The sequence below is a fragment of the Olleya sp. 1-3 genome (genome assembly GCF_002836085.1).
Lineage (GTDB): Bacteria > Bacteroidota > Bacteroidia > Flavobacteriales > Flavobacteriaceae > Olleya > Olleya namhaensis.
This window is the reverse complement of the sequence record NZ_PJBW01000058.1, coordinates 465,990-491,042: the sequence shown is the minus strand read 5'-3', so window position 1 is coordinate 491,042 and position 25,053 is coordinate 465,990. Positions and strand designations below refer to the sequence as shown.

The 25,053-nt window shown below is 33.9% G+C and carries 17 protein-coding genes; 4 read left to right on the top strand and 13 right to left on the bottom strand.

Translation table 11 applies throughout. The features are described from left to right. Positions 1–42: 42 nt before the first annotated feature. Both CXF54_RS15255 and CXF54_RS15250 read right to left on the bottom strand, forming a co-directional pair. Positions 43–894, bottom strand: a complete 852-nt coding sequence (locus tag CXF54_RS15255; RefSeq protein WP_101204153.1) for a flagellar motor protein MotB — start codon at positions 892–894, stop codon at positions 43–45. A 64-nt stretch (positions 895–958) separates the two neighbouring features. Beyond that, complete coding sequence (locus CXF54_RS15250; RefSeq protein WP_101204152.1) at positions 959–1,687, bottom strand: DUF6503 family protein; 729 nt, start codon at positions 1,685–1,687, stop codon at positions 959–961. 118 nt (positions 1,688–1,805) lie between these two features. On the opposite strand from CXF54_RS15250, the gene chrA reads away from it, so the two are divergent. Further along, positions 1,806–2,930, top strand: coding sequence for a chromate efflux transporter (chrA, locus tag CXF54_RS15245; RefSeq protein ID WP_101204151.1), 1,125 nt, complete (start codon positions 1,806–1,808; stop codon positions 2,928–2,930). A gap of 55 nt (positions 2,931–2,985) precedes the next feature. Here the strand turns inward: chrA and CXF54_RS15240 are convergent, their stop codons facing one another. Further along, entirely contained in the window at positions 2,986–5,271 is a 2,286-nt protein-coding gene (locus CXF54_RS15240) for an inorganic phosphate transporter (protein WP_090838164.1), read from the bottom strand. Positions 5,272–5,348: 77 nt separating this feature from the next. Continuing rightward, positions 5,349–6,551 carry a porin gene (locus CXF54_RS15235; RefSeq protein WP_101204150.1) on the bottom strand — a complete coding sequence of 401 codons (1,203 nt, stop codon included), beginning with the start codon at positions 6,549–6,551 and terminating at the stop codon, positions 5,349–5,351. 396 nt (positions 6,552–6,947) lie between these two features. Between CXF54_RS15235 and CXF54_RS15230 the strand changes: the two genes are divergently transcribed. After that, entirely contained in the window at positions 6,948–7,307 is a 360-nt protein-coding gene (locus CXF54_RS15230) for a toxin-antitoxin system YwqK family antitoxin (protein WP_090838160.1), read from the top strand. Positions 7,308–7,369: 62 nt separating this feature from the next. Here the strand turns inward: CXF54_RS15230 and CXF54_RS15225 are convergent, their stop codons facing one another. Together CXF54_RS15225 and CXF54_RS15220 are read right to left on the bottom strand one after the other, a co-directional pair. After that, positions 7,370–8,542, bottom strand: a complete 1,173-nt coding sequence (locus tag CXF54_RS15225; RefSeq protein ID WP_101204149.1) for a multidrug transporter — start codon at positions 8,540–8,542, stop codon at positions 7,370–7,372. Between the two features lie 42 nt (positions 8,543–8,584). After that, entirely contained in the window at positions 8,585–11,389 is a 2,805-nt protein-coding gene (locus tag CXF54_RS15220; protein ID WP_101204148.1) for a TonB-dependent receptor, read from the bottom strand. A 201-nt stretch (positions 11,390–11,590) separates the two neighbouring features. Between CXF54_RS15220 and dgt the strand changes: the two genes are divergently transcribed. After that, complete coding sequence (gene dgt, locus CXF54_RS15215; RefSeq protein ID WP_090838153.1) at positions 11,591–12,934, top strand: dGTP triphosphohydrolase; 1,344 nt, start codon at positions 11,591–11,593, stop codon at positions 12,932–12,934. Here the strand turns inward: dgt and dxs are convergent. Continuing rightward, positions 12,931–14,700 (bottom strand): 1-deoxy-D-xylulose-5-phosphate synthase, encoded by a 1,770-nt coding sequence (dxs, locus tag CXF54_RS15210; RefSeq protein ID WP_101204147.1) that lies wholly within the window; start codon positions 14,698–14,700, stop codon positions 12,931–12,933. The two genes, dgt and dxs, sit on opposite strands and share 4 nt — an antisense overlap. Positions 14,701–14,722: 22 nt before the next feature. After that, positions 14,723–15,718, bottom strand: coding sequence for an energy transducer TonB (locus tag CXF54_RS15205; RefSeq protein WP_101204146.1), 996 nt, complete (start codon positions 15,716–15,718; stop codon positions 14,723–14,725). Between the two features lie 79 nt (positions 15,719–15,797). On the opposite strand from CXF54_RS15205, the gene CXF54_RS15200 reads away from it, so the two are divergent. Beyond that, positions 15,798–16,247 carry a nucleoside deaminase gene (locus CXF54_RS15200; RefSeq protein ID WP_090838148.1) on the top strand — a complete coding sequence of 150 codons (450 nt, stop codon included), beginning with the start codon at positions 15,798–15,800 and terminating at the stop codon, positions 16,245–16,247. A gap of 140 nt (positions 16,248–16,387) precedes the next feature. Here the strand turns inward: CXF54_RS15200 and CXF54_RS15195 are convergent, their stop codons facing one another. The 5 genes from CXF54_RS15195 to CXF54_RS15175 form a co-directional block, all read right to left on the bottom strand. Further along, positions 16,388–16,627 carry a hypothetical protein gene (locus tag CXF54_RS15195; protein WP_090838146.1) on the bottom strand — a complete coding sequence of 80 codons (240 nt, stop codon included), beginning with the start codon at positions 16,625–16,627 and terminating at the stop codon, positions 16,388–16,390. 43 nt (positions 16,628–16,670) lie between these two features. Continuing rightward, a complete protein-coding gene (locus tag CXF54_RS15190) occupies positions 16,671–18,452 on the bottom strand; it encodes a chloride channel protein (protein WP_101204145.1) in 1,782 nt (593 codons plus the stop codon). Positions 18,453–18,498: 46 nt separating this feature from the next. Further along, positions 18,499–20,253: an aspartate--tRNA ligase gene (gene aspS, locus CXF54_RS15185; protein WP_101204144.1), complete on the bottom strand. Its 1,755-nt coding sequence runs from the start codon at positions 20,251–20,253 to the stop codon at positions 18,499–18,501. A 92-nt stretch (positions 20,254–20,345) separates the two neighbouring features. Then, positions 20,346–23,858: an efflux RND transporter permease subunit gene (locus tag CXF54_RS15180; protein ID WP_090838140.1), complete on the bottom strand. Its 3,513-nt coding sequence runs from the start codon at positions 23,856–23,858 to the stop codon at positions 20,346–20,348. An 11-nt stretch (positions 23,859–23,869) separates the two neighbouring features. Further along, positions 23,870–25,039, bottom strand: coding sequence for an efflux RND transporter periplasmic adaptor subunit (locus CXF54_RS15175; RefSeq protein ID WP_090838138.1), 1,170 nt, complete (start codon positions 25,037–25,039; stop codon positions 23,870–23,872). Positions 25,040–25,053: the final 14 nt, after the last annotated feature.

Genomic DNA, 25,053 nt, shown 5'->3' with positions numbered 1-25,053 from the left:
ATGGATGCTTCTTTTACTTTATTTTACTGTATTTTGTTTGATTTAGTTGGACGCCATTAAAGCAAAAAACTTATCAATGTTTGGTAATATAACAATACGTGTACGTCTGTTTCTAGAACGTCCTTCTTTAGTATCGTTTTCTGTTAGCGGTTGGTAGCTACTTCTTCCAGATGCAATTAATTTTTCTGGCGCAACACCAAAGTCTTTTTCAAGTTTTCTAACCACAGAAGTGGCACGTAAAACACTTAAATCCCAGTTGTCTGCAACTTTACTTGTGCTAATACTTCTAGAGTCTGTATGACCTTCTATCATAACATCTAAACTTGGCTCAGAATTTATAACATCAGCTAACTTTTGTAAAATTTTATCTGCTTTTTTGTTAATTCTGTAACTTCCGCTGTTAAATAACATTTTGTCAGATATAGATATCATTACTACAGTTTTGTCTATGCTTATTGAGATATCATCGCTTTCATCTAAATCTGTTGTATCCACAAAACGCTTAAGGTTTAAGGATAAGGCAAGATTCATAGAGTCTTCTACCGTTGTGTAATATTTCATTACATCAGGACTAACTTTACTTAACGTTTCGCGCATTCCAATTTTTGCTTTTTCAGAAATAACAGCTTTATTACCAACTGCATCAAATTTAGTTTGATTCTCTTCAGTTAAAACGCCAACCTCATTAGTCAGGTTGTTAATCTTAGAGTTGTAATCATTTACTCTAGATTCTATTTTCGCGAATTTAGCTTCTAAGTCTTCTTTTTCAACTTGAGTTTTTTGTAATTGGCTAGTAATTTCGCCATTTTGCTGTTCTAGTGCGACATATTTCTTTTTAGATACACATGATGCTAATACTATTAATGCTAGTAGTGAGATTGCTGTTTTTTTCATATTTTGTTTTAACTAATTAATTATAGTATTTACGCACAGCATCACTTTTTAGATGTTTTAAAGTCTATTTTTTTAAGATATCTGTTCCTAAATACTTGTCATCCTTGTTATAGTACCAAGCACGTACTTTTGGAATCTTTATTTGATTTACCTCTAATTGCTCTGTTAGCAAAATATATTCTCCAGTATCTAATTTTAGTTTTCCTTGGTCATCTGTTTTAAAAAATTGATATACTTCCATTGCAAAGGTTTCAGGGTTAAAATAGAAAAACCAAACATCGCTTCCAACAGCTTTATCATAAGATGCTTTTAAGACTAAGTAGTCTTTTCCTTTAAATGTTTTTTGTTGTACTGTTTGGTCTATTATTGTTCCTGGATCTTTTAATTTCATAGGTAAACCATAAAGATAGGTATAGTAATTTTTAAACATTTTGGCTCTTTCACAACTTAAATTATGTGTCTTAGCAAAGGCTGCTGTTATTTTAGAATTACCGTTATAGGTTATGTTACAGGTGTCTTTTCTAACGGTATATTCTGTAGTTATGGTATCTCTTACAGCTTTTAAATAGAAAGTTTCTTGTGGTAGGTTTATTATAATTTGACTGTCTCTACTTGAACTTTTAGGCAGTTCCATTGTTACATTTAAAGTGTCATTAAAGTTGGTCCATTGGTTATTTGGATCGTGATATTTTATAGCGTTCTCTAGTAATTGCTGACCAGTCAGAGTTTGACCAAAAGAGTAGGTTAAGCTTAAGCTGAACACTAATATAAATGCGACTTGTGATAATTTCATATTATAATTTATTTACTAAAATACAAAATATAGGTAAGGTTAAACTAATCCGCAGTATTCTTGTTGTCTTTTGAAGATCTTTGTAATTAATTAACTTAGCATTAAATATTGATTTTTGATGAATACAAAGCTTAAAGAAGTAGCAATTGTTTTTTTTAGATTAGGGTGTTTTGCTTTTGGTGGTCCAGCAGCACATATTGCTATGATGGAAGAGGAGGTAGTAACCAAAAGAAAATGGATGACTAGATCGTATTTTTTGGATTTAATTGGGACTACTAATTTAATACCAGGACCAAACTCTACCGAAATGACCATGCATTGCGGTTATGAGCGTGCTGGTAAAAAAGGGTTGTTTGTAGCAGGATTGGCTTTTATCTTTCCGGCCATTATTATAACTGCTATTTTGGCTTATTTTTATGTTAAGTATGGTGATTTGCCAAAAGTTAAACCTTTTGTAATTGGTATAAAACCTGCAGTTTTGGCTATTATTGCGTCTGCGGTTATCAAATTAGGTAAAAAAGCGGTCAAAACAATAGAACTTACTGTAATTGGTGTTTTGGTGTTGGTAGCTAGTTTATTAGGTGTCAATGAGGTTTTTGCATTGCTAACAGCGGGTGTAGTTGGGATGCTTTATTTTTATTTAAAAGAGCGCAAGGTTAATAGTCTAAATTCTATAATGCCCTTTTTTCTGGTGTCTGGTGTTAGTGCTTCTATTTTAAAAATAACAGCTATTAATGTGTTTTGGACTTTTTTAAAAGTCGGTGCTATTTTATATGGTAGTGGATACGTCTTATTTGCGTATTTAGATGCAGAATTAGTAACTAAAGGCTGGTTAACTAGGGTAGAACTGTTAGATGCTATTGCAGTGGGACAATTTACGCCTGGTCCAGTTTTATCTACTTCTACTTTTATAGGGTATCAATTGTCTGGATTATCGGGAGCATTAGCTGCTACTACTGGTATTTTTTTACCTTCCTTTTTATTTGTGCTTATTTTAAACCCCTATATCTCAAGAATGCAACAATCTAAAGTATTGCGTTACTTTTTGGATGCTGTAAATGTTGCTGCAGTTGCTATAATGCTAGCCGTTTTAATTATTATGACTAAAGAAACATTAGTGGACTGGAAAACAATAGTTATAGCCTTGACTGCTTTGTTTTTAGTGTTTAAAACCAAGGTTAGCACTATTTGGGTTATTATAATTGGAGCAGCCTTAGGTTATATATTATTTGGTTTGTTTTAAATAAAAAAAGCCACCTTAATAAAAGGTGGCTTTTAAATTATAAGTTAACTGTAGTTTATTCTTCTTCTATTTTTGCAGGAGTAACAGACGCATCGTGTGCATTGTGATACTCTTCTAAAAGATTCATAGTTGCGCTAAGTAAATCTTTAGTTTCTGATAATAAGTTAAAATATAAAGTTGTGTTTTTTGGACTAGACTCTTCCGTTCTAGTACGTTCTACTTGCTTTAATATTTTAGAAGTCACTAGTTCCATGATTTCTTTCTTTCTACCTAGAATGTCTCCTATTTCTTCGAAAGATCCTGAATTAAAAGCGTTTTGCGTGTTATTGAAAAATAAATCAAAACGACCATCAATTTCTTTTAACTCTTTAATTTGACTGAATTTCAATTTTTTATGATTGTTATTCACATGCTTATGACTCATTTTAGTAATGTAGTCTAAAGACTGTGTCATATCTTGTAAGTATCCTAATATGTTAATATAAAAGTTACTTGCATTTAAACTAGATTCATCTAAATTTTTAATAAAATAGAATATGTTATCTCTTAGAGAATCTACTTCGTCAGATAATTTAATGACCTGTTTTTTGTTTTTCTTAAGTAAAACACTGTCTTGTTTAGCTAAACCATTAATAGCGTTAGTGTAAATTTTGTTTCCTCTTTTTACAACGTTAGCAATGTTTTTTGCACTTTCGTGAATAACACCCTGTACAGAACTACTTTCTGAGTCTGTTAAGCTATCTTCAGGAATTGTTTTGTTAGATGTTTCTTTGTGTGCTAAATAGTTTCTTACTAGTAATATTGCCGTCAGTAATAATAATATTGGCGCCATTACTTTAGGATTCCAATTGATTAAGAATACTACAGTTCCAGCCGCAAAAAAGGCTCCAAATGCAGTTCCAAACCAACCACCAATAACATTTAATACACCAGCTACTCTGTAAACAGCGCTCTCACGTCCCCAAGCGCGGTCAGCAAAAGAAGTACCCATTGCAACCATAAACGTCACGTAAGTTGTAGATAAAGGTAATTTCATAGAGGTTGCTAATGCAATTAATACTCCAGCCACCATTAAGTTTACTGCTGCTCTAATCATATCAAAAGCAGGTAAGTCTTTACTTTGTGCTTTAGTTAAAGCTTTTGCACTTGGTTTTTCAAAGCTTCTTCCTATTTTTTCCTGTGTAGATTTTGGTATTATTACACTTAGGTAATCAGATAAAGCAGAGGTTCCTTTAACGATTCCTCTTGATAATATGTTTGGCTCAAATTTTTCATGTGTATCACCTTGACTAGATAAGCTAATTTCCGTCTCAGCAACTGTTTTTGCTTTTTTAGAAAACCATAACGTTAATACCATGATACCACCAGCTATAAATAATAATAATGGCTCTGCAGGTACTTTTTTCTCTAAGACTGCCATAGAGAAATCTGCTGGTAATGTCCCTGATGTTAAAAAAGCATTTTGCATGGCTTCAAAAGAGTGGAATGCTGCCATAGGTACACCAATAAAGTTTACTAAGTCATTTCCTGAAAAGGCTAATGCAAGACCAAATGTACCAACAGCAATTACTATAATTAAAACACTTTTTTTAGTTAACTTTTGAAAAGCATAAGAGAACAAAGTCCATACTACAATACTTCCAAGTATGATGTATAGCTCGTTTCCTTCTATTGATCCTTTGATGCTTTTATAAAAAGGTGTTCCTTTTAATCCTTTTAAGAAAATAAAATAGGTGATTGCAGCTAATGATACTCCTCCAAATATTGCACCAAAATGTTTAGATTTTTTCTCATATTGAAACGTGAATATTAAACGAGAAACCCATTGTACTAATGCACCAACAGAAAAGGCTATAAACACGGACATGACTATTCCTGTTATAATTTCTATAGCTTTCTTGGTATTAATGTAGTTTCCTAAATCTGCAAAAGTTTGCGTGTCTGACCCGCTAATTTTAATTAAAGACATAACAACCGCAGCCCCTAACAAATTAAATACAATCGAAACTGTAGTAGATGTAGGTAATCCTAAGGTGTTAAAAAAGTCTAATAGTAAAATGTCGGTAATCATAACAGCCATGAAGATGTACATGATTTCTTCAAAGCTAAACATGGCAGGTACAAAAATACCTTTTCGTGCTACCTCCATCATTCCGCTTGAAAATACAGCTCCAATAAAGATCCCTAAACTAGCGACTATCATTATAGTACGCATAGAAATGGCTTTAGAACCAATAGCAGAATTTAAAAAGTTGATCGCATCATTACTTACACCAACAACAATATCAACTACCGCCAACACTATGATGGCAATCAACATAAATAAATAAATATTATCCATAATTTTTAATTAAAATAAGTTTGCAAATATCTTTACTGTTTTCCATTGCAATGTTACGACAATGTTATGTTTTGACTTTAAAAATGAATGTCAAATCCTAGTCTAAAAGTAATGTTATCCTCGTTACCATCAACTGTTGTGTAACTTAAGTCCGTTTGTACTTTTAGTTTATGTCCAACAAGATATCTAGAACCTCCTAGTGTATATTGTTTTGTTGGAAGACTTCCTGTAACGCTGTCGTATGTTAATGATGTAAAACGACCTGCAATTTCATAATTAGTTTTAAATAAGTAACCGGCTTGTAGGTTTATTGCATTTCCAACCAATACAACATCTCCAGTTGGCGTTGTACCATCTGTGTCTAAAGCAATTGGGTTGTCGGCGTCGCGATTAGCATATTCTGCCATAAAAGAGAACCCTTGGTATTTAAACATGGCATCAGCAAAAAGCGTTGTCACATTAGTTTCGTATAAACTACCATCACTTTTAAACATATAGTCTCCTAGACCACTACGTTCTCTAACTGCATTTTGGTTGTAGTTATATGTGAATCCTACCATTAATTTTGGCGTTTCTTCACGTTTTAAATCTGCTTGAACATAATCTCCTTTTGATTTAAATGTTCCGAAAGGTAAAAGTTCTAAACGACTAGTGTATTGTAAACCACCTTCGTTTCCTTCTGAAACATTACGACCTTCTCCTTGAGAAATCGCTAATTTTTCACGCATTAAAAACCCACCACCTAAGTCTGATTTATGTCTAAGTTGAAGTCCTAAATCACGGTCAATATTAAAACGACTGTTTAACATAGAACGATCAATAAGTTGAAGATTGGCTGAAGATACCACACGCTCTACGTTACCAGGTAATTTTGTTTGACCTGCCCAAAGCTCCCAGTTTTCTGCAAAATGCCACATAATAACAGCATCTAAGATATATCTAGGTGTATTACGGTTAAATTGATTAGCTCCAGAGATGTCTCTGTTAGATAATCCTAATTCTAGTTTGTATTTTAATTTTGGACTGTAAGCAAAACCATCAAATTTTAAACGTGCACGACGTACAATAAAATTATGTTCTGGACTTGTGTATTGTGATCCATCATGATCCCATGATGACATTGACCTTACTTGGAAGCGAGGCGCAAACTTTACGCTAAAAGAACTGTCCTTTGCAGTAAAATTGATTAACCCTTTTCCAAAAGAGGTGTCACTTATTTCTTGTGCGTTTACAGATAATGTAAAGCACATAAAAAGTGCTAAGTATAGAATACGTGTCATGTTAAGTTATTAGTTTTTGTCGCTGCAAATAACCAACACTAATGTTAATTTAACGTTTCCTAAGTATTACTATTTTATGTTTTTTTTAACAAATAAAGGCTGCTTTGGCCTAAAGCAGCCTTATTAGAAATCATAATAATGTAGTCGACAAAAACTAATAGATTATATGACGTACTAATTGTGTTGTCTTAAGACACTAACAAATATCACTAAGTAAGGTGATATTAATGTAACCCTAATATTATCTAATTATTAAGGATTATTGTGTTAAATAATTTAATTAAACAATTGTGAATCAGGCTATTGCGTTTCTAATGTTAATTTAATGTTACGTAAATGTTGTATAAATGTTATGTAATGTGTATATTTGGTATATAATATTAAAAACCCATATTTATGAAGAAATCAATTTTAGTTTCAATTGCTTTTTTATTTACTGTGGTTTCTTTTGCTCAAGACAAAAGAGATTTAAAGCTAAATGCAAACACTAACTTAATAGATGTTGTTTATTATCATGACAATGGAGTTGTAAGCCAAACAGGTGCTTATACTACAGATGGTAAATTACAAGGTGAGTGGTTGAGTTTTGACACGGAAGGCAAGAAACAAGTTTCAGCAAATTATGATAATGGTAAAAAAGTCGGCAAGTGGTTTTATTGGAATGATGCCACTCTTAAAGAAGTAGATTATACGAATAACAAAATTGCTAACGTTAGCGAATGGAAAGTAAAAAATCCAGTAGCAACAAGTAATTAAGTTACAATACAAAAAAAAAGCCTTGCATTCGCAAGGCTTTTTTTTTTGATAATAATTTAGATTTAGTTGATTGTCCAACCTGCTCCCCAAGTTGTGTAATCTGTACCTGTTGCAGTATCTTCTCCAGTTGCAAAGTCAGCATCTGTAAATGTTACAGTTGTATCATTTTTTACTTTATCTGTTACGTCTACAAAAGTAACACCTGTTACTTGAAGATCATCACTAACAACACCGTTTCCAGTTTCTAAATCATCTAAGTCAAAACCTTCAGCATATCCAGTAATCATTATGTTACTAAATAAACCTTGTGTTCCTGCTCTTAATCTTACTGCTTCAGAAGAGTTAGCAGAACCTTCTCCAACTATAGTTACATTGTTTACTGTTGGTTTAGAGAATATTCCAGTAGCATTGCTAAAGTCCGTGTTGTAACCATCTGCTTCGATAGCTTTGTCGTCAGACGCTCTGTTAGAAATGTATACATGTTCTAATGTTCCAGAAAAACCTTCTGTCCAGTCTACAGAATCGTCTTCTGCATTAATTACAGAGATGTAGCTAGCATTAACTGTTCCTCCAAAAAACTCGATACCATCATCTTTTCCTGCGTATGCTTGAATGTAGTTTACAGATGTTGCATTACCGACACCGTAAAAAGAGAATCCGTTGTTTTCAGATTGTCCATCTGCAGCACCACCAGAATACTCTACACGTACATAGTTTAAAGATCCAGAATTGTCATTTGCTACATTTCCTCCGTAAGGTAAACTTGCAATTTCTGATGTAGCAGTGTTTGTTCCTGTTACAGAATTGATAGGTGCTTTTCCTAATATGATTAATCCTCCCCAATCTCCAGCAGCTGGACTTGCAGCGTCAGAAGTAAATACAATTGGACAATCTGCAGTACCGTTTGCTATAATTTTTGCACCCTGAGATATTGCAATGTATACATCTGCTCCGGAAGCTAATGCTTGAATTGTCATACAAGCAGGGATAGTTAATGTTGTACCACTTGTCATTATTAAAGATCCATTTAACTTGTAAGTGTTGTTTGCATCTAAAGTTAAGTCTTCAGTATAAGTTCCAGATAAGAAAATAGTTGCAGGGTCTGTTGTTCCGTCTCCTCCAGAGTTGTTGTTTGTAACACTATTGTCATTAATTACAATATCAGAAGTGTCATCTGTTGAACAAGAGAATACCATTGATACTAATGCTAAGCCTAAAATTATTTGTTTTTTCATTGTTTTTGGTTTTAGTTGTATTTTGTGTTTAAGTTTATTTTGTTAAAATTTATATTTAAGTTGAAGTCCTACATTTAGTCCTCTTTTGTAATCTGTTACTCCTTTTCCGTTAGCAGATACTACTAGTACATCGCCTTGGTTTTGGTCTTCTCTTACGTATTGAATGGTTGGGTTTAATAAGTTTTTAGCGCTAAGGTTGATTTCAAAATTGTCGTTGATTGTGTTTTTCCAGATAAAGTCTAATGTTGGAACGCTTTTCTCAACAATATTTCCTAAATCTCCAGATCCTAAAGCGTCTATTCTGTCAGAGAAATATGAAAAGACTAGGTTGGCAACAGGCTTGTAGTTTTCGAAAGTAGGCGAGTAGCTAACATCTGCATTTAAGATAAAAGGGGATGCGCCTTGTAATTGATCTTCAGTTTTATTGAATGCTAAATCAAATGTACCATCTATATTTTCGTATAAATCTTGATTTGTTTTCATGTAAGTCGCGTTAACTCCGAAGGATAAATTAGTATTATCATCTTCGTCCACTAAAATGTCTTTTCTTAACTCGACTTCAATACCATAAACGGTTGCTTTGTCTCCTGTTCTAACATATCGTTGTGTTCCGGTAGCATCTCCAACAACTACAAGGTTGATTGGGTCTTCAATTTGTTTTGTAAAAGCACCGATAGATACTATTTCACTTCTGCTAAAAAACCATTCGTATTTAAGATCTATGTTTAAAACATTTGAATAACCAAGGACGTCAGGATTACCACCAATACGTGTCGATACGTCTTCATATACAAACGGTGCTATTTCTTTAAATTCTGGTGTCGATACCGTTTTACTAGCAGATAATCTAAGATTTTGATCATCGCTTAAACTGTATTTAATATTTAAACTTGGTAGTATAAATGTTTCTTTAGAGGTTTTAGAATCTACCCCGTTGTTACCTAAGTTTATTACATTGTAATCTATACTTTGTTCAAAGTTTTCTAATCTTACACCTGGTACAAATAACCACTTGTCTCCGGCTTTGATTTCTGCGTCAGCATAACCTGCATATACATTTAGTTTACCATTATATGTGTTTTCAAAAAGCCCAGGTCTGTTAGTGTTTGATAATGTAGGATATGGTTTTAAAACCTTGATTTGATATAATCCAGAATCTCCAGTATTTAAGTTTAGGTTGTCTAAGTTAAAAATAGCATTAAGGTTATTTACATCTGCAATTTGGTAACCTCCATCAATGATGTCATATCCATATCTGATGTTATTAAATTGTCTTGTTTTGTGTCTACCGTTGTATCCAAAATTGAATTTAAGATTATCGTTAACGTTATAAGCAAGGTTAACACGACCGTTATATTCGTCATCTTCAATTTTTTGGAAGTAACGCTGGTTATCGAACACGACATTACTATAAAATGTTGGATTTGTTGTTGGATCGTTATCCAATGCGTAATCGTAATTTTCTACACTAAAACGCTTACGGTCTGGTTGGTCAGAGAATACTTTGTTGTATCCAAAACCCCAGTCTAATTCATAATCACCTGATTTGTGATTTCCTATTAATTGATTGACAAACATTTTAGTTTGGTCAAATTGTATGTTTTGTTGGTAAAAACCTTTGTCTGTGTTTAATATGGCATCTCTGTTACGTCCCTGTCCGTCAATACCAAAGTAGCCAACCTCGTCAGAAGAACTGTTTATGAATACCGAATTAAAGCTAATTGAATTATCACTATTTATTTTATAGTTTACATTAGCCATAGCAGTTGTAGTCGTAGAATACTCAAACTCTTCAGAGGCTTCAAATGCTTTTTTCTCTACAGTAGAGAAATCTACAGACTTTCCTTTTCTGTACTCGTAGTTGTTTTCAAATCCACCCGTTAAAAAGAAACTTAATCTAGAACCATTTTCAAAATTGAAAGAACTTCCTCCAGAAGCGCCATAGGCAACATTAATAGGTGTGTCCACAGCAACTGCATCTACACCATGAGATAATACAATCGCAAACGGATTATGCTCGCCACGTCCGTAATATCCAAAGTATCCAGTCCCTTCGCTTCTTACAAAGTTTTTATCTATTGCATTGGTGTTAAAACCTGTTCCAGAAAAGGCTTCTACAAAACTACCTCCTTTATGTTCTTTAGAAGTAATGTCTACATTACCGGCAGCAAAATCGCCATAAAACTGAGACGCATAAGCCTTACTTATTGAAACGTTTTGAATAACGTCCGAAGAGAATAAGTTTAAGTCAATGTTTTTCTTGTTAACATCATTAGATGGTAATGATAAACCATTCATTGTTGTGTTAAGGTATCTGTCACCAAGCCCTCTTACATACACATTACTTGAGCCTTCTTGTTTAGACACACCAGATATTTTGGCAACAGCACCAGCTGCATCGCTGACTCCTTTTCTAGATAATTCTTCAGCACCAATAATTTGTTTTATTTCGACTGCTTTTTTCTGTTCTAATAATAAAGCCGTTTCACTTTCTCTTTTAGTAGTAACAGTTTCTAGTACAACTTCGTCTAATGTTGCAGCGCTTGCGCCCATCGCAACATTGATTTCTGTGTTTTTACCAGCTTCAACCGTTGCTGGTATAGTTTGCGTTTCATATCCAACAAAACTAAACTCTATATTATAGGTTCCCGGTTTAAGATCAGAAAAGGTGTAGCTTCCATCCATATCAGATGTTGTTCCGGTTGTAGTTCCTTTAATAAGGATGTTTGCAAAAGATAACGGTTCGTTATTAAACTCCTTATCTGTTAGTGTTCCAGAAACAGATCCGTTTTGTGCGTAAGTTGCAATGCTAAGTAAAGCAAAAAGTAAGTATGTAAAATTTTTCATTTTGACTATTAAATTCTTCATGCAAAGAAACTTCGAACTTGTAAAGTCAAGGTTAACTAGGGATTAATAGTTGATGACCAAAAAGTTAGGATAATGTTATGTAATTAATCTATCTGTAATTTTTTCCAAACGTTAAGTTAACATTGGAAAGTGCTTTACTTTATTTATCAAATAGTTATCTTGCATTTCAAAATATGGACTATGATTTGGGAACAGTTACTCTCTTTAAAACGCTTTGGCGATACCAATAAAAGATTACGAAAAGAACAAGACGAAACCCGTTTAGGGTTTGAGGTAGATTATGACCGTGTCATATTTTCTTCAGAGTTTAGAAGTCTTCAAGACAAAACACAAGTAATCCCTTTATCCAATACAGATTTTGTGCATACACGCTTAACACATAGTTTAGAGGTTAGTGTCGTAGGACGATCTTTAGGTAGAAAGGTAGGGCAGAAAATTTTAGAGAAACACCCACATCTTCAAAATATACATGGTTACCTTCCAAACGATTTTGGAGCCATAGTTGCTTCTGCTGCTTTAGCGCACGATATAGGAAATCCACCTTTTGGGCATTCTGGTGAAAAGGCAATAGGAGAATATTTTATTTCTGGCGAAGGACAACAATACAAAGACCAATTAACAGATAAAGAGTATCAAGACCTTTGTGATTTTGAAGGAAATGCTAATGGTTTTAAAATTGTAACACAGAGTAGGGTTGGACGTGAAGGTGGTTTAAGATTAAGTTATGCTATTTTAGGTGCTTTTACAAAATATCCAAAAGAATCATTACCAAAAAAACCAACCAAGCATATAGCCGATAAAAAGTACGGTTTTTTTCAAACTGAAAAAGAAGCGTTTATTGATGTTGCTAATGAGTTAGGTTTAGCTAGTAGAGGTCAAGATGGAGATATTAGTTACTCACGTCATCCATTGGCCTTTTTAGTAGAAGCAGCAGATGATATTTGTTATACTATAATTGATTTTGAAGATGGTATTAATTTAGGGTTAATCCCAGAGGAATACGCTTTAGAATACCTTATTAATTTAGTAAGAGACTCCATAAATACTAAAAAATACCACCAACTTACAAATACTAAAGACCGAGTAAGTTATTTAAGAGCATTAGCGATTAATACTTTAATTAACGAAGCAGTTACCATTTTTATGGATAATGAAGACGCGATTTTAAATGGTGATTTTAATATTAGCTTGTTAGATAAAAGTAAGTACGAGGCGCAGATTAATGATATTATTAAATTAAGTATTGATAAAGTCTATCAGTCGGAAGAGGTCGTAGATAAAGAGATTGCTGGCTATCAAGTTTTAAATACCTTATTGCATACGTACAGTAAAGCTATTAATAATAACTATGCTGGGACTGGTTCTAATTACGATAAGTTGATATTAAAAGGCTTACCTTCTACCTTAGATTTAAATACTGAAAGTTTGTATGTTAGATTATTAGACGTGTGTCATTTTGTGTCTAGTTTATCGGATAGTCAAGCCATCCTTCAATATAAAAAATTAAGAGGGTTTAGTTTTTAAGCTAAACGTGTTAAAAATAGGCTTAGGCTTTTAGAGTCAAGCTGAATAGATTGCTGTAATTCTAAAACGGTTCCGTGTTCAATAAACTGATCTGGGATTCCTTTTAGAATTACCGTATTCTTATAATTATGTTTTGCTGAAAATTCGGCTATTGCACTACCAAATCCACCTATAACTGAAGCATCTTCAATAGTAACAATAGTCTTGTGTGTTTTAAAAACCTCATGAAGCATGTCTACATCCAATGGTTTTACAAAGCGCATATCATAATGAGAAAATGCTGAGGTATCTTCCAAGAAATCTAGCGCTTCCGTAACGTTTTTTGCGATACTTCCAATAGAAAGAATTGCGGTTGTTGTTCCTTGTTTTAGACAGTGTCCTTTACCAATTTCAATTTTAGAAAATGGTTGTTGCCAATCTAAGTTTTCGCCACGTCCTCTAGGATATCTAATAGCAATAGGTTGTTTTAGTCCCAACTGCGCAGTGTACATAATATTACGTAGTTCAATTTCGTTTCTAGGCGCAAATAGTATTAGGTTAGGGATGCAACGTAAGTAGGCTATATCATAAATACCATGGTGTGTTGCGCCATCTTCGCCCACCAAACCAGCACGATCTAAACAGAAAATTACAGGTAAGTTTTGTAGTGCCACGTCATGTATTACTTGGTCGTAAGCACGTTGTAAAAAGGTCGAGTATATGTTGCAAAATGGGACCATACCTTGTGTAGCAAGTCCTGCAGCAAAGGTAACAGCGTGCTGTTCTGCAATTCCAACATCAAAAGCACGTTCTGGGATTTGCTCCATCATGTATTTTAAAGAGCTTCCTGTTGGCATTGCTGGTGTAATCCCAATTATATTTTCGTTTTGTTTTGCTAATTCAACAATAGTATGCCCAAAAACATCTTGGTATTTAGGCGCTTGCTTAGTGTTTGATTTTGGATTTAATTCGCCTGTATCTTTATTAAACTTTCCTGGTGCATGATAGGTGACTTGATTTTCTTCTGCCTGACGTAGTCCTTTCCCTTTTGTGGTTATAACATGTAAAAACTTTGGGCCTTTTACGTTTTTTAAACGCTTTAATTCTTCAATTAACAGCGGTAAATTATGCCCATCTATTGGTCCAGAATAGTCAAAGTTTAAAGCTTCAAAAATATTGTCTTGTTTTTCTGTGCCTTTTTTGACGTTGGTTAGGTATTGTTTTAACGCACCAACACTTGGGTCAATACCAATAGCATTGTCGTTTAAAATAACTAATAGGTTAGCATCTGTAACGCCTGCGTGATTTAGGCCTTCAAAAGCCATTCCGCTTGCAATTGAGGCATCTCCAATTACTGCAATATGTTGCGTGTCTAAATCACCTTTTAATTTAGAGGCAATTGCCATACCTAAAGCTGCTGATATAGAAGTAGAGGAGTGTCCAACGCCAAACGTGTCAAAGTTGCTTTCTGATCTGTTTGGAAAACCACTTAAACCATCTAGTTGCCTGTTGGTTTCAAAATTGTCACGTCTACCGGTTAATATTTTATGTCCATAGGCTTGGTGTCCAACATCCCAAACTAGTTGGTCTTTTGGTGTATTAAATACATAATGAAGCGCTATGGTCAACTCTATTACACCAAGGCTTGCACCAAGATGTCCTTCTTTTGTAGCTACGATATTGATAATAAAATCGCGTAACTGTTTAGCAATAACAGGTAAGTCGTCTTGTTTTAAAAGACGTAGCTGTTTTGGGTTGTCAATGGTATGTAATAGATTGTTTTGCACTTAGCAAAAATACGAGATTTTATTAATCTTCTGCATCAAAAATTATGGGTAAAGTATGTATAATCGAAACGTTTTTACCATGATTTACAGCAGGGATAAGTTTTGGTAATTTTTTTATAACACGTTCTGCTTCTTTTTTTAATCCAAGATGAGGTGCTTTAATATCAATAAGTGTTATGTCACCATTGTTTTCAATTTTAAAATTTACGAAAACACGTTGGATGCCTTTTAGGTCTAAATTTATAGCTGAATCTTTAGAGAAATTGGCTTTTATAAAGGTGCTTAATTGTGATTGGAAGTATTTTAGTTCTTCTTTTTTTGATAAATTTTTAGGCGTATTTTTAAACTTTGGTAATGTTTCTATGTTATAAATAGAAAAGGGTTCTGTTGTTGGATATTCTATAAATTCCATATCTCCCATAATATCTATTATAGGAGGTTCTATTTTTAACGAATCTATTTTTACAGGATCGGGTTTCATTATTATTTCGCCAGTAGTAACATTTTCCACGATTAAAACACCATCAATAGGAGGGATTACTGCGTTAATGATTTTTGGAGGTTTAGGGGCTTTCTTTTTAGTAACAACACTATCTGTCTCAATAGGTTTCTCGATTAATCCTAAAATATCAATAACTTTATTTTTAGTCGAATCAATAACTTCTATCGTGTCAATTTTTTTTGGTGTTCCGTTTTTTGAAGAGCAGTTAAATAATGTTGTTCCCATAATAATCATAGCTGCTAAAAAGAACGATTTATAAACACTGTGTTTTTGCTGAATTAAGCTTAACGGAATTATTAAGTTTATAGAATCCAGTTGTGTTTGCTTAATATGTCCACAAATGCGTTTGTCTTTATTTTCTTGTAAAAAATCTTGAATTTGATAAGTGTCCATTTTAGTAAAATCGACAACCGTTTTGTTGCAAGATCCGCAAAAACGACCTTTGTCCTTTGGTGTCATGGTATCCCAACCTTCATGACAAGGCTCTGGTATTTTAATAGAATAATAGTTAGCCATATTATTGATATTTTTTTAATAGGCATCAAAAGTCTTGCCGATTACACTTTATTTTATCAGAAATTGTATTTTTACTGATATGATAAACCCATACGACGATACTTATTTTATGAAAAAAGCACTTCAGGAAGCTGAAGAAGCTTTTGATAAAGGCGAAATTCCGGTTGGTGCTGTAATTGTTATTAAAGACCGTATTATTGCCAGAGCCCATAATTTAACTGAGCTTTTAAACGACGTTACAGCGCATGCCGAAATGCAAGCAATTACTGCTGCTGCTAACTTTTTAGGTGGTAAGTATTTAAAAGATTGTACGCTGTATGTGACTTTGGAGCCTTGCCAAATGTGTGCTGGTGCTTTGTATTGGAGTCAGATTTCTAGAATTGTATATGGCGCAAGAGATGACGACCGCGGTTGTATTGCGCTAAACACAAAGCTACATCCTAAAACTAAAATGGAAGGTGGTGTGTTAGCTGAAGAAGCATCAGCTTTATTAAAACGCTTTTTTGTCGAAAAACGAAACTTAAATTAATAGACTGTGTTTGCGGTTTAGTGCATTAGCGATAGTAACGACATCCTTTTTGTTTTACTAAAAAAAAACAAAAAGATACAGTGGATAGCGCGACGCTTTGTAGCTTTTTGCGGAAAAGGGTAATGCCCAAATAACGGGTATTAAAGTTTACGCCTGTCGCCTTCTTTTTTACGCATGTCTTCTATTTTTTCTTTAGTTAACATATACTCTTTGGCGTCTCTGTCTTTCCATCTGTGGTACGTAAATAATGGGATAACTACAAAAAACAAGCCTAAAACACCAAAGCCTATTAACTTTTGTGCATAGTCTACTTCTAGCCAATAGCCACAAATAATACTAGCAACTGAGGCGATAAAAGATAATGCGATGATGTATTTCATGTTTTAAAAGACGTTATTTTTTGTAAAGATATAAAATGCTTTACTAAGTGGTGGTATAGTTAATTAATTGGCGTCTGTAAGCGGTTAGTAATTTTGATTTTGAAACAAATCCGAGATACTTGCCATCTTTGATTACGGGCAAATTCCATGCGTTTGAGTCTTGAAATTTGACCATTACGGCTTTCATGGAATCGGTTTTGTAGTCTATAATATCGGGTGGATTATGCATCAAGTCTTCGACTAAAGTGGTGTCGTACAGTGCTTGATTAAACATGATTTCTCGGACATCATCCAAAAGGATTATACCTACTAACACTTTGTTTTTATTGACCACTGGAAATAGGTTTCGTGTAGATTTTGCAACGCCTTTATGTAGCATATCTCCAAGCGTCATGTTGGGGTTTAGTTTTACAAAATTAGTTTCTATTACACTATCTAAAGACATTAGGGTTAGCACGCTTTGATCTTTATCGTGGGTTAGTAATTCGCCTTTTAAGGCTAATTCTTTGGTGTAAATGGTAAAATCTATGGCGTTTTTTTTAATAATAAAGGACATGGATACCGCAATCATTAATGGGATAAATAACTCGTAACCACCCGTAATTTCTGCAATTAAGAAAATAGCAGTTAGTGGTGCATGTAGCACACCTGCAATTAATCCAGCCATACCAATTAAGGTAAAATTGGTTTCCGACACATTAAATCCTAAACCTAAATTGTTGATAATTTTGGCAACCACATTACCTAATGCGCTACCCATTACCATGGTTGGAATAAAGATTCCTCCAGCTCCACCAGCCGCAAATGTGGTGGTCATGGCTATGGCTTTAAATACTGTTATACCAATTAGTAATGCAATGACGACCCATATATTATCGTTTAGACTATCAAAAGGTGTTGTGCCTAATGCTGCTAAATGGTTTCCGGCTAATAGGTTGTTTATAAAACCGAACCCTTCTCCGTAAAGAGGAGGGATAAAATATAACATGACACCAATAGCTAATCCACCAATAGTTAATTTGACAAGTCTAGATTTAAAACGCTCGAAGAATTTTAAAATATAGAAATACATTTTAGTGAAATAAATTGAGGCAAAACCAGTTCCGATACCTAAAGCGACGTAAAACAGAGTGTCTTTGATTTCGAATTTATCAGCAAAATTAAAGTTGAATAATAAGTCGTCACCCAAAAAAAAGTACGACGTTAACACGGAAGATACTGATGCTATTAATAAAGGTAATAACGAGGCGAAGGTTAGGTCTAAACTAAATACTTCAACCGCAAAAATAATTGCTGCAATTGGTGATTTAAATATAGATGAAATAGCGCCTGCTGCTGCACAACCAATTAATAATGTACGTGTTTGTTGATTAACATGAAACAGCTTACCTAAGTTAGAACTGATTGCAGATCCTGAAGCAATAGCTGGTCCAAGTAATCCGACAGATCCCCCGAAACCAACAGTTAAAGGTGCGGTTATTAAAGGAATGTAAATTTTGGAACGCTCTATTAGTCCACTACGTTTTGATAATTTAAATAATATGGAAGGGATGGCGTGTTCTACCTTTTTTTTAGTTACATATTTGGTAAATAAATAGACTAAAAACAACCCAAATACGGGTAGTATAAAATAGACTTGATTTTTAGAAAATACGACAAGGTTATCTAAAGCACTCTCTATAGTAAACGTAATGTTTCTTAATGTTACCGCAGCCAATCCTGCCAATAGTCCAACTAGTCCACTTAAAATATAAGTAAAGTTTTTTTCGGAGATGTTTTTAATTCTCCAAATAAAAAAACGTTTATGTAGTGGCTGCTTTGGCATTAATTAAATGTAATAAAAAATCCTGCAATTTGCAGGATTTTTATTTTTATGATTGTAAATCTAATTTAAGATTTAATTCTTTTAATTGTGCATCATCAATTGGAGCAGGCGCGTCAATCATGACGTCTCTACCAGAATTGTTTTTAGGGAACGCAATAAAGTCTCTAATAGTTTCTTGACCGCCTAAAATAGCAACTAATCTGTCAAGACCAAAAGCTAAACCACCGTGTGGTGGTGCGCCATATTCAAAAGCATCCATTAAAAATCCAAATTGAGCTTTAGCTTCAGCTTCACTAAAACCTAAATGTTTAAGCATGATAGCTTGTGTCGCTTTATCGTGTATACGTATTGATCCACCACCAATTTCGTTTCCGTTAAGGACTAAATCGTATGCGTTTGCTTTTACGTCTCCAGGATTAGTGTCTAATAATTCTATTTGACCAGGTTTAGGTGATGTAAAAGGGTGGTGCATAGCGTGGTAATGACCGGTTTCTTCATCAAGTTCTAATAATGGGAAATCAATAACCCATAATGGAGCAAATACTTTAGGGTCACGCAAACCTAAACGTGTTGCTAGTTCCATACGTAAAGCACTTAATTGTGCACGCACTTTATTAGTGTCTCCAGACAATACACAGACTAAATCTCCTGCTTTTGCGCCAGTTTTTTCTGCCCATTTAGCTAAATCGTCTTGGTCAAAAAACTTATCTACAGATGATTTGAATGTTCCATCCTCGTTTACACGACAATAAATCAGACCTAAAGCACCAACTTGTGGACGCTTTACCCAATCAATTAATTTATCTATTTCTTTACGTGTATATGCGTTTCCGCCAGGAACAGCAATACCAACGACTAATTCTGCCGAGTTAAATACACCAAAGTCTTTATGTTGTGCAACATCATTTAATTCGCCAAACTCCATTCCAAATCTAATGTCTGGTTTGTCGTTTCCGTATAAACGCATCGCATCGTCATATAACATACGTGGGAATTTGTCAACCTCTACACCATTTACTTCTTTAAGTAAGTGACGTGTTAAGTTTTCAAACACGTTTAAAATATCTTCTTGCTCTACAAACGCCATTTCGCAGTCAATTTGCGTAAATTCTGGTTGTCTGTCTGCACGTAAATCTTCGTCTCTAAAACATTTTACAATCTGGAAGTATTTGTCCATTCCACCAACCATAAGCAATTGCTTAAAGGTTTGAGGTGATTGTGGTAAGGCGTAAAACTCGCCTTCATTCATTCTAGAAGGGACTACAAAATCTCTAGCACCTTCTGGAGTAGACTTGATTAAGTATGGTGTTTCAACTTCAATAAAGTCGTTACCTGATAAAAAGTTTCTAACTTCTTGTGTTACTTTAGCTCTGAAAATCAAGTTGTTTTTTACCGGATTACGTCTAATGTCTAGGTAACGGTATTTCATTCTAATATCTTCACCACCATCTGTTTTGTCTTCGATAGTAAAAGGAGGAAGTAAAGATTGGTTTAGAATGTTTAATTCTTTTACTAAAACTTCGATGTCTCCTGTTGGGATATTTTTATTTTTTGATTCACGCTCTATAACCGTACCCGTAACTTGTATTACAAATTCGCGACCAAGCTTTTGTGCTTGCTCCATCATTGCTTTAGGTGTACGCTCTTCGTCAAAAATAAGTTGTGTTATTCCGTAGCGATCACGAAGATCTACCCACATCATAAAACCTTTATCTCTTGATTTTTGAACCCAACCTGAAAGGGTAACTTCTGTATTTATATGTGATGCTGTTAACTCACCACAGTTATGACTTCTGTACATAATATTTTATTAGAAATGCAAAAGTAAAAAATCCGAAGTAAAGACTTCGGATTTTTTGTTTAAATCATTGTTGTTATTATTATAAAGAACAATTATTCTTCATTTAGTGATTCTATAGTTAACGTTTCTTCTGTTGTATCTGAAGAAAACTTAGCTCTTAACCACATTTTTAATTTAACCGATAAGAAAAATAATATTGGCACTACAATTAATGTTAAGAATGTTGCGATTAATAGACCGTAAATTACGGTCCATGCTAATGGCCCCCAAAAGACTACGTTGTCTCCTCCCATATATATGTTTGGATCAAGCTCAGCAAACAATGTAAAGAAGTTAATATTTAATCCTATAGCTAATGGTATTAGACCAAATATAGTCGTGATTGCTGTTAGTAATACAGGTCTTAAACGTGCTTTACCAGCCTTAACAATACTTTCAAAAAGATCTTGATTAGTTAGGTAGTCTTCTTTTTCTAAATCTAATTCGGCTTTTTTTCTATCAATAAGCAATTGTGCATAATCTAAAAGCACCACACCATTATTTACTACAATTCCGGCTAGCGATATAATTCCCACCATGGTCATCATAATAACAAAAGCACTTCCAGAAATTACAATACCACCAAATACACCAATAAAACTAAGGAAAATAGCAATCATGATTATTGTTGGTTTTGATACCGAGTTAAATTGAAAGATTAAGATGAAAAAGATTAATCCTAAACCTGTAAAGAACGCGCCAACTAAAAATAGCATTTGCTTGTTTTGTTCTTCTATTTGTCCTGTGTAATCAATTTTAATGTTTTTAGGTAAGTCTTCATAACTTTTCATTTCGTTTTGAATTTGACTTACTATGGCAGCAGCATCTGTATAACCTGGAGATAATGCAGAATACACTGTTACAACACGCTTGGTGTCTTTATGTTTAATGGCACTAAATCCTGAGTTGTTTTCGTATTTAGTAACTGCAGAAACAGGGACACTTTTTATTTGTCCAGTATTGTCTCTAAACGTAATGTTTTGATTAAATAAAGCACTTTTGTTGTATCTGTTTTCTTCGTTAAAACGAACGTAGATATCAAAATCGTCACCATCTTCTTTATAAATACCGGCTTTAGATCCAAAGATAGAACTACGTAATTGTTGTCCTACTTGTACAGCACTAATACCAAGTTCTCCTGCTTTCTGTCTGTCAATAGTAACACGCATGGTTGGCTTGTCCTTGTTAACGTCTATTTTTAGCTCGTCAATACCAGAAATGTTTTTAGTATTAATAAACTCTCGCATGTTTTCTGCGGTAGCAATTAGCTCGTTATAGTCGTCACCTTCAATTTCAATATTAATAGGTGGTCCAGCAGGCGGTCCGTTAGCATCCTTTTCGACAGAAATTAATACTCCAGGATAAATACCAACTAATGCGGCTTGTACTTCTTGACGTAGTAACTCACTATCTTCTCCACGTCTAAATTTAAACTCACGCATGGATGCTGTAATCTTCCCTTTATGAGGCATCTCTGCAGCAGATCCGCCATCAGTTTGTGGGTTTCCGGCACCTTCACCAACTTGAGCAACGGTACTTTCTACTAAAAAGTTTTTACCCTCAAACATGTATTTTTCTTGGTTTACAACTGTAAAGACACGTTTTTCGATTTCTTTAGTAATAGCATTTGTTTTCTCGATTGCTGTACCTTGAGGATACTCGATATAAACAATAATCTGATTTGGTTTGTTATCTGGAAAAAACTCAACTTTAGTTCTTTTAGCACTTAAAGACATACCAAAAGCGATAAATGACGCAATTAATAATAAGAAAGTACCAATACTTAAAACGTAAGGTCTCCATCCAGAAAGTGCACCACGTAATTGACGCTCATACCAGTTTTCTAAATTTACTAATGCTTTGTTTTGGAAGCTATTTGCCCATTTACGGATAAAGAAACGATACGCCCATAACATTACAGCTGTAAAAATCATAACGGTTCCTAAACCTTTATAAGTCCCACCAAATAATAGTATAAGGATACCAAAAGTAGCCACTATTAATGTTGTTCTGATAATTTGCTTTAATGGCATGTCTTTATCTTCAATAGTCATGAATTTTGATACCAATACCGAGTTAAAAAATATGGCCACAAATAGGGACGATCCTAAAACTACAGACAATGTTATTGGTAAAATTTTCATAAACTCTCCCATAATTCCTGGCCAGAAGGCTAATGGTGTAAAGGCTGCAACAGTTGTTGCTGTTGAAATAATAATAGGAAACGCAATTTCTCCAATACCTTTCTTGGCAGCTTCAATCCTGCCCATACCTTCGTCTTCCATTAAACGGTACACGTTTTCTACAACCACAATACCATTATCAACCAACATACCAAGTCCCATAATAAGACCAAACAGGACCATTGTATTTAAACTTTGTCCAAGTAGCTCTAATATCATTAAAGACATAAACATCGACATTGGAATAGCAAAACCAACAAATAGTGCGTTTTTAAACCCTAAAAAGAACATTAAGACAGTTACTACTAGTATAACACCAAAAATAATGTTGTTTACTAAATCGTCTACTTGACCAATAGTTTTTGAAGACTGATCATTAGTAATGGTAACTTTCAAATCTGGAGGAAATACATTAGCAATAGCATCTGCAACAATAACCTGAATTTGCTCTGCAGCAGCAACCATGTTTTTACCAGCACGCTTTTTAACATCTAGCATAACAACAGGAGCTCCGTATTCTCTAGCAAATGTTGTTTTATCTTCTTCATGGAATGTAACAGTAGCAATATCCTTAAGGTAAATAGAATTTCCTTTTTCAGATTTAACCACAAAGTTTTCTAATTCTGATGGCTTTTCAATTTCACCTAAAACTCTAATAGTACGTCGTTGTCCGCTTGCTTTTAAATTACCTGCAGACATGGTTAAGTTACCATTGTTTATAGCGCCGATAATATCATTAAAAGTAACTTGTGCAGCCATCATTTTATAGATGTCTACAGCAACCTCAACTTCTTTTTCTTGGGCACCACGGATGTCTGCTTTTTTAATTTCTTGTAAATCTTCAATATCATCTTGAAGGTATTCAGCAAAATCTTTTAATTTTTGAATTGGATAATCTCCTGAAATATTAATGTTCAGGATTGGCATTTCTTCAGATAAACTTAATTCAAACACATCAGGTTCTACTTTAGCACCATTAAAGGTTGGCCAATCTTCGCCTGACGTTTCTGTGTCAATTTCATCTTTAACCTTTTGTTTGGCTTGATCTACAGTAATACCCTCGTCAAACTCCACAATTAACATCGAGTAATCTTCTTGCGATGTTGAGGTAATTTCTACAACATTACTTACTGTTTTTAGTTTGTCCTCTAAGGGATCCGTAATTAGTTTTTCAATATCCTCAGCAGTGTTTCCTGGGTAGATAGAACTAACGTAAATCTTGGTTTCGTTTACTTCCGGAAAGTTTTCTCTAGGCATACTGAAAAAGGCAGCAATACCTAGGTAAAAGATAACAGCAATTAGCACATACATTGTGGTTTTGTTATTAATTGCCCACGATGATAAACCAAATTCTTTATCGACTTGTTTTTTCTTTTTAGTCATATTTTTTTGGTTTAGTATTTAATTACTTTAACAGTTTGTCCGTCTTTAACACTACGTGCACCTTCTTTAATAAGTTCGGCACCATTTTCTATGTTTGATAACACTTCTATAACATCACCTTGCGTTCTTCCTGTTTTGATAATAACCTTGCTAACAACACCCTCGTCGTTATCCTTTTTGTTTTTTACAACATACACGTATTGTTCTCCTTCTGCATTTTCTGAGATAATGCTTTGTGGTACTAGGATGGCTTTCGTGTTTGTATAGTCGTTAATTTTAAGTCTTGCAGTTAAGTTTGGTTTGATACTTTTATCCTTGTTTGGTACATCAATCTCTACTTTAAACGTTCGGTTTGCAGGATTGATAATATCTCCAGCTTGACGGATTTTAGTATCTATTGTTTTTCCTAAAACAGGAAACTCAACCATTACATTTTTACCTTTAACGACATCTGCTACATAGCTTTCAGGGACATCAGTTTCAATATACATATTGCTTAAGTTTACAATCTGCATTAATGGTGTTTGACCAGCTCCAACAACACTTCCTTTTTCTGTAATAACATCATCTATAGTTCCACTAAATGGCGCTCTAACTGTTGTTTTATTAAGTTGTTGCTGTATTTGGTTAATAGCTTGTTGTTGCGCTTCGTAAGAAGATTTAGCTTGTAAAAACTGAATCTCGCTTCCAATTTTCTGATTCCATAAACGCTCTTGACGTTCAAAAGTTGTTTTAGCTAAGTTTGCTTGTATTTTATATTGAGCTAATTGTTGGCTTAATCCACCATCATCAATTTTAGCTAAAATTTGACCTTTAGAAACACGTTGCCCTTCTGTAACATATACGTTTGTAAGGATACCGCTAAACTCAGGTGTAATAGTTAAAAGGTTTTTGGTTGTTACGTTACCTTGTAGCTCTAACACATGATTAAAGATCTCTTCTTTTGCAATAATGGTTGTTATTAGAGGAATGTTTTGTGTCGTATCTAATGTTTTAATACGGTCATCTAATAGTTTTATTTTAGAATGAATAGCATCTTGGTCTGCAACCAATGCTGCTCTTTTAGTTCTAATGTCTTCTAAGTTGTTTTTTTCTAGAACTTTTTCGACTGTATTTTTTTTATCTCCATTACAAGAGGCTAATAAAATAGCTAAAAAAGAAAGTGTTATTATATGTTTCATAATTAGTGTTTGTA

Excerpts from the sequence above, each read along its gene's own strand:
- CXF54_RS15235 (WP_101204150.1), bottom strand. The coding sequence starts at position 6,551 with ATGACACGTATTCTATACTTAGCACTTTTTATGTGCTTTACATTATCT.
- CXF54_RS15195 (WP_090838146.1), bottom strand. The coding sequence starts at position 16,627 with ATGAAATACATCATCGCATTATCTTTTATCGCCTCAGTTGCTAGTATT.
- CXF54_RS15175 (WP_090838138.1), bottom strand. The coding sequence starts at position 25,039 with ATGAAACATATAATAACACTTTCTTTTTTAGCTATTTTATTAGCCTCT.
- CXF54_RS15190 (WP_101204145.1), bottom strand. The coding sequence starts at position 18,452 with ATGCCAAAGCAGCCACTACATAAACGTTTTTTTATTTGGAGAATTAAA.
- CXF54_RS15230 (WP_090838160.1), top strand. The coding sequence starts at position 6,948 with ATGAAGAAATCAATTTTAGTTTCAATTGCTTTTTTATTTACTGTGGTT.
- aspS (WP_101204144.1), bottom strand. The coding sequence starts at position 20,253 with ATGTACAGAAGTCATAACTGTGGTGAGTTAACAGCATCACATATAAAT.
- CXF54_RS15255 (WP_101204153.1), bottom strand. The coding sequence starts at position 894 with ATGAAAAAAACAGCAATCTCACTACTAGCATTAATAGTATTAGCATCA.
- CXF54_RS15205 (WP_101204146.1), bottom strand. The coding sequence starts at position 15,718 with ATGGCTAACTATTATTCTATTAAAATACCAGAGCCTTGTCATGAAGGT.
- CXF54_RS15225 (WP_101204149.1), bottom strand. The coding sequence starts at position 8,542 with ATGAAAAAACAAATAATTTTAGGCTTAGCATTAGTATCAATGGTATTC.
- dgt (WP_090838153.1), top strand. The coding sequence starts at position 11,591 with ATGATTTGGGAACAGTTACTCTCTTTAAAACGCTTTGGCGATACCAAT.
- CXF54_RS15180 (WP_090838140.1), bottom strand. The coding sequence starts at position 23,858 with ATGACTAAAAAGAAAAAACAAGTCGATAAAGAATTTGGTTTATCATCG.
- CXF54_RS15220 (WP_101204148.1), bottom strand. The coding sequence starts at position 11,389 with ATGAAAAATTTTACATACTTACTTTTTGCTTTACTTAGCATTGCAACT.
- CXF54_RS15250 (WP_101204152.1), bottom strand. The coding sequence starts at position 1,687 with ATGAAATTATCACAAGTCGCATTTATATTAGTGTTCAGCTTAAGCTTA.
- CXF54_RS15200 (WP_090838148.1), top strand. The coding sequence starts at position 15,798 with ATGATAAACCCATACGACGATACTTATTTTATGAAAAAAGCACTTCAG.
- chrA (WP_101204151.1), top strand. The coding sequence starts at position 1,806 with ATGAATACAAAGCTTAAAGAAGTAGCAATTGTTTTTTTTAGATTAGGG.
- CXF54_RS15240 (WP_090838164.1), bottom strand. The coding sequence starts at position 5,271 with ATGGATAATATTTATTTATTTATGTTGATTGCCATCATAGTGTTGGCG.